Source organism: Desulfosporosinus sp. I2 (assembly GCF_000960765.1).
Classification (GTDB): Bacteria; Bacillota; Desulfitobacteriia; order Desulfitobacteriales; family Desulfitobacteriaceae; genus Desulfosporosinus.
Map to the genome: position 1 here is coordinate 1 of NZ_JYNH01000216.1, position 5,424 is coordinate 5,424.

Consider the following 5,424-nt stretch of genomic DNA (forward strand, 5'->3'; position numbering starts at 1 on the left):
TAATAACTACTTGTAAATTTGTTCGCACAGTAGTAAGTCCTGCATCACATACTGTTCTCAATAACTGCGCCATTTCTTCAAATATGCCATTTCGCGTTTTCTTATTTGACAGCAATTCCCCATCAAGGACAGCGATAATATAGTCTGCAGATTTAATAAAGTCAAAATCTCTTTGCATTGTTTCAATATCCGCTATATGACTTTCAAAATCTTCCCCTGATAAATCTGCAAACAGATAATTTTGATACCTATCTGTTTTATGATTCCAAACCTTTAAGTGTAAAAAAGTTTCTTGAACTCCACGGCTTGTCCTAGGCGTCATAGATTTTATTTGTTTTGATTTCGTCCTAGTATAAAAGGCTCTTTGTTCATAACCCTGTATTGTTTTTGAGCCTGCAAAATAATAATCACCAACTTCACCATTTTGAAACATCTGATATAGTGTTGTTTCAATAGTAGTTTTTCCGCATGCTGATGGCCCAACTAGCACAATAATTTTGGTGTCTTCTGATGCTGTTATTTCATAGGTTTCTATTAAAGTAAGCGCCCTGCCTGATGGTAAGCGAACTGAATCTTTCTTTTCGCTATTACTAAGTCCCTCATCGGTTACACCTTCAATACTCGTATTTATCTCTAATTCATCATTTATCAGTATATCAATATCTTTATCACTCTCAATTATTGGCTTAATATCCATGCTTATTCCTCTCTGTTAATATATTTGACTAATAAGCACTCTAAATACATTTGATATGCCCAAGTCAACGGATCACTTATCATTTCTTCGGCATCAATTCCTATTGCTTTCTGATATGCATGCTTCCAAACTTTTGGCTCATTTGTCTCTAACGCTTTTGAAACAGATAATAATATGGGGGTATTTTCTCCGTTATTGATTATATTGTAATCATCAAGTAATAGTTCTTTCCAGCTTTCATCTAATGAATCTACCATTTCTACCAATGAGATATTCTTTTTATCTGCTTTGCAGTGTCCTAACATTTTCTTTAAAAAAGCTTTTGCTGGATATGGGCCAGGAATTTGTTCAACTAAATCAGCTAATTCCTTACCAAGAATTAGTGCAGTTTCACTACGCTTAATACTACCATTTAATGGTTTGTCCAAATCGTTACTCCACTCTCCAAACAGCCAAGATAGTATATTAGAGTCCTCTTTAAAAATAATTAATGACTTAGATAGCTCATTTTGATTATTTACTAGAGCGTTGAAATTAGCTGCTATATTTGAAAGAACTTTTGAAAATTCCACAATATTTTGGGGATTCCATGCCCCTAATTCCAAAGATTTCTTTAATTCGGTTATTTCAGTATTAGATATTGTGCGCATCCTTTGCTCAGTTTCCAAATCTCTTATTTCAGCAGTTATGTCCTTTAATTTTTTAGATACTATTGCTTGAACATCTGGAATAATGGCATCTTGCTTAAATAGTGCAATACACATAGTTGCAAGAACAATCTTAGTTACGTGTATTTCTTTCTCCATCAACTCAATTATTGTTACACCTGCAAGGAGAGATATTTCACGTTCATTTTTACTTTGAAACGTCAAATCTTTAGCATATAAATCAATAAATTGCTTTTTGAATGACGCATCCGTTGGTAATCCAAAAAACATCTTAACTAATTCCAAGATATTTATTTCTTCAATTTCACAATATTCTTGTACACTTTCCCACCTGCTTTTCAATTGCTCATTTGATGGGTCTACGCAAACAATTCTATACCATTCACAAAAGTTTTCTCGCATAGTTTTTCTCCTTTTACCACTATCATTTATTTATTTCGTCCCATAATTCGCGCATTTGGTTATGTAGTTCAGCTTTATCAATAATTTTAGATATTATATTAGAATAACGCTTTCCCCTATCATCGTCATCTAGTAAATTAAGTCCAACTAAAATCTCTGTCTGCCTTATGTATGACAAATCAAAGAATTTATATATTAAATCACGCAGATTTTTTTCATCTCCGTCAACTTTTTGCCCTTCTACACCTAGCTTTCTTATTTCATTATGTGTTTCATTTAAACACTTATCCGACAAATCCTTTTCTCTTTTTTCGTCAATTGGCAATATATGCTCAATGAAATTTTCATAACCACAAAACTCTGCGTCTGGAATAAATCTGTCTCTAGTTTCGTCTAGTATTCGGGGATAAATCACTACTTTTATTACTCTTTTTTTATTTATCACTAAGCATTCTATAGTTATCCAATTATATCGCGGATTCCAATCATCACCCCTAACTGGATGTGTTGCTCCAGAAGTAATAGTTATATTATCCTTTGTTAACAAAATTGATTGTTTATGCTTATGGCCATATAACTGGATGTCAGCTCTTCTATTTATTTTTTCTTGAATATCTAAAATGAATTTCCAATAATCTGGCGGATGATGGCACAATGTCATAACGACTGTATTCTGTTCCCTTTTTGGGATCTGTGCTTGTCCAATATACATAAGTCTATTATCATTTTGGTCCTTGTGATCATCAACATTAGATATAAAACACGAATTCATTCCGTGTATCTTAAGGTTCATATTATTATCTAGGTTAAAGTAATGGACCCAATTAACCATATCCGCATGTGTATTGCACACAAACATACTCGCAAATTCATTATACTCTTGAGTCGTTTTAAACAGAAGATCATTATAACAACCATCATTTATCTTGCGTTCAAAGATTCTATCAATTTCATCCAATGACCCTATACAATCTAATTTGCACTGGGATTCATATACTGCGGGACTATTTTTGGGTACATTTTGATCAACATCATGATTCCCAGGCACACAATACACTGAACTTTTATTTATTCTAAATATGTTTGTTATTTCTTCTAAGAATTCTTTGGCCTTTTCGTACTCTTTCTTGTTCCCGGAAAATGCTATATCACCACTTACTAGTACCCCATCTGCTTTTTCTAAACTTGTTTTCGCATTTATTTCTATATCTGTAAGAATTGCATTTCTTAAATCTTGATCAATATCTGCAGGATTTCCACTGGTCTTTACAAAGTGAATATCTGATAAATGTATAAAAGAAATCTTTGTCATCCGAGCATCCTCTTTCCCGAAATACTACAATAAATTGCGACTTCCCATTTAGACCCCCATGTGGCACTCCGTGCCACACCCGTGGGACGTGACAAACTAAATCAACAATCCATTCTGAGTCTTTAACATCGGTTTTACGTCCAGGTACAGTTTAATATGTTGTGCATTTACAACTAAAGTAGGAATTCCCTCCATTTTTAAAAGATTGTAGACTGGCTTCAAGTATGATCCGGTTGCCTCCATAACGGCAGTTTTATTCCCAAGGGGAGCAGCGCAAACTCAAAGAACTTGTTCGTTATCGCAAAAGTATGGTTGCGGGGCGCGCCAGAGAGTTGAACTGCATCCAAAAGGTGCTTGAAGGCGCAAATATCAAGTTAGGGTGTTGCCAGCGACATCGATGGTAAATCATCCCGTCGAATGCTTGGTATACTCATTGCTGGCTGTACTTACGTTCTAGCTATGGCAGATAAAGCGCTCAGACAAATGCGTAAGAAAATACCTCGAATTGAAGAAGCACTTCATGTTGTATGGGTGATCATCAAAGGACAATGTTACAGCATATTGATATTCTTGAAGAACAAGTCCTTTCGCTCGATCAAGAAATCCAAGAAAGAATGAAACCTGTAAAAAATCAAGTGTCTCTTGTCGACTCTATTCCCGGAGTTGCGGAACGTGCGCGCAAGTGATCATTGCCGAAATTGATATCAATATGAATCAATTCCCATCGGAGTCATAACTCGCTTCATGGGCTGACGTTTGCCCCGACAACAACGAGAGTGCAGGCAAACGCAAAAACGGTAAAACCCGTAAAGGGAGCGACATGCTTAAGGACTACACTGATGGAATGTGCTAAGGTCGCGGGGCATCTGAAGAACCCCTATTTCAGTGCCCAATAAACTAGGATTGCCGCAAGACGCGGCAATAACCGTGCTACTGTAGCCGTTGCTCATGCCATCCTCAAAGCTGCGTACCACATGCTCAAAAGTAACACACCATACAAAGAACTAGGACCGGATTACTTTGATCACCGCCGGAAAGCGGAGATCGTTAAGAAATCCGTAAAGAGACTTGAAACATTCGCACTTACCGTTACTATTGAACAGAGCGCTAACTCCAGTACAGCTTAGTGGCTAATTAAATATTCAAAGGCCTAATTTATGATTGCTCAAGCATTTGCATTTTACTTGAGTATAGTTGAATTTTTTTTATTTTTATGGCCCTAGTACTCTGTTTTCAGGATAGACATTTGGTTAAATGAACCTTCGCATTAAAATCGATCCAACGTCAGCTACCATTACTCATCATTATTCAACACAATCCAATATATTCCTGCTTTCTATCGAAAATATTAGATTATGAAGAATAAGGCTGAAAGCACAAAATGCCCCCATCCTTATTCTTTGGATATTTCTTTTCTACCTATTAGGTTTTTCTTAGATTCAAAATAGTGTGTACTTCTGACCACTGCGGATTTGCGACGTCGGGTTACTACATACATATCTTCTCCGATGTTGCAAACTCTCTGTTCGTATTATAGGTTCATAACCAGTTCGATCTGGGTATGGGCCTTTTTTCTTTTGTATTCCTTTATACTGAAGAAAACTGGGTAAAGAACGTACACTCTATTGGGACTTGATCCCGTCGAATAAACTGTTCATGCCCTCTTTGACGCTAATACCTTGATTGAGCTGGTTGGGCTTCGAGCCCGTATCACAACGCGAACCTAAGGCTGGTTGTTGAGAACGGTACCCAGATTTGAGGAGGTTTTTCATGATTGATGTTCCTGTATTAAGTATTGATGTTTCTAAGTCCAAGAGCGTGGCCGCCCTCTTTAAAAGCTATCATGAGTCTGTTAATAAACCTTTTCCTTTTTATCATACCCCTAAGGATATGTCTCGTTTAAAGGATCGCTTATGCCAATTAGAACTCGAAACCGGTAAGAAACCTCATATTATGTTAGAGGCTACTGGGAACTACTCCAAACCTATTTCAGCTTACTTTGAAGAGGCTGGTTATCATGTCCCAAAACATCAACCCCACACAGATTTCGTGAATACTCCGTTTAGCGAAGTATCCGCTAGTAAAAAATACTTGCAAATACGGCTTCGGAGAATAACATGCAGTAAGATAATTATAATAACGTAATTGGGTAAAAATAATAATTAACAAATATTTGGTGGTGATATAGATTAGAACTTATATTGATGATAAACTTAACACAATAATTCAAAGTTGGGGTGATATTGTGTTAAAAAATCCCTATACTCCAGGAGCAGGGACTCCTCCTTCATTTTTAGCTGGGAGAGATAAAACAATTGAAGATGCAATTAATTCAATTAAAGAAA

5 protein-coding genes and 1 pseudogene are annotated in these 5,424 nt (G+C 36.2%); 2 read left to right on the plus strand and 4 right to left on the minus strand.

The features are described 5' to 3' along the window. The 4 genes and pseudogenes from UF75_RS24585 to UF75_RS30560 all read right to left on the minus strand — a co-directional run. Nucleotides 1-697: hypothetical protein (locus UF75_RS24585; RefSeq protein WP_045577152.1), on the minus strand; the 697-nt coding region annotated here is incomplete at its 3' end. A gap of 2 nt (nt 698-699) precedes the next feature. After that, a complete protein-coding gene (locus UF75_RS24590) occupies nt 700-1,767 on the minus strand; it encodes a GTPase-associated system all-helical protein GASH (protein ID WP_045577153.1) in 1,068 nt (355 codons plus the stop codon). Nucleotides 1,768-1,789: 22 nt separating this feature from the next. Beyond that, nucleotides 1,790-3,079 (minus strand): metallophosphoesterase, encoded by a 1,290-nt coding sequence (locus UF75_RS24595; protein WP_045577154.1) that lies wholly within the window; start codon nt 3,077-3,079, stop codon nt 1,790-1,792. A 97-nt stretch (nt 3,080-3,176) separates the two neighbouring features. After that, nucleotides 3,177-3,322, minus strand: a pseudogene (locus UF75_RS30560) (transposase); the annotation flags it as partial. Nucleotides 3,323-3,606: 284 nt separating this feature from the next. Here UF75_RS30560 and UF75_RS30565 point away from each other — a divergent pair. Then, nucleotides 3,607-3,765, plus strand: coding sequence for a hypothetical protein (locus UF75_RS30565; RefSeq protein WP_242860420.1), 159 nt, complete (start codon nt 3,607-3,609; stop codon nt 3,763-3,765). 1,084 nt (nt 3,766-4,849) lie between these two features. Next, nucleotides 4,850-5,224, plus strand: coding sequence for a transposase (locus tag UF75_RS24605; protein ID WP_045577155.1), 375 nt, complete (start codon nt 4,850-4,852; stop codon nt 5,222-5,224). Nucleotides 5,225-5,424: the final 200 nt, after the last annotated feature.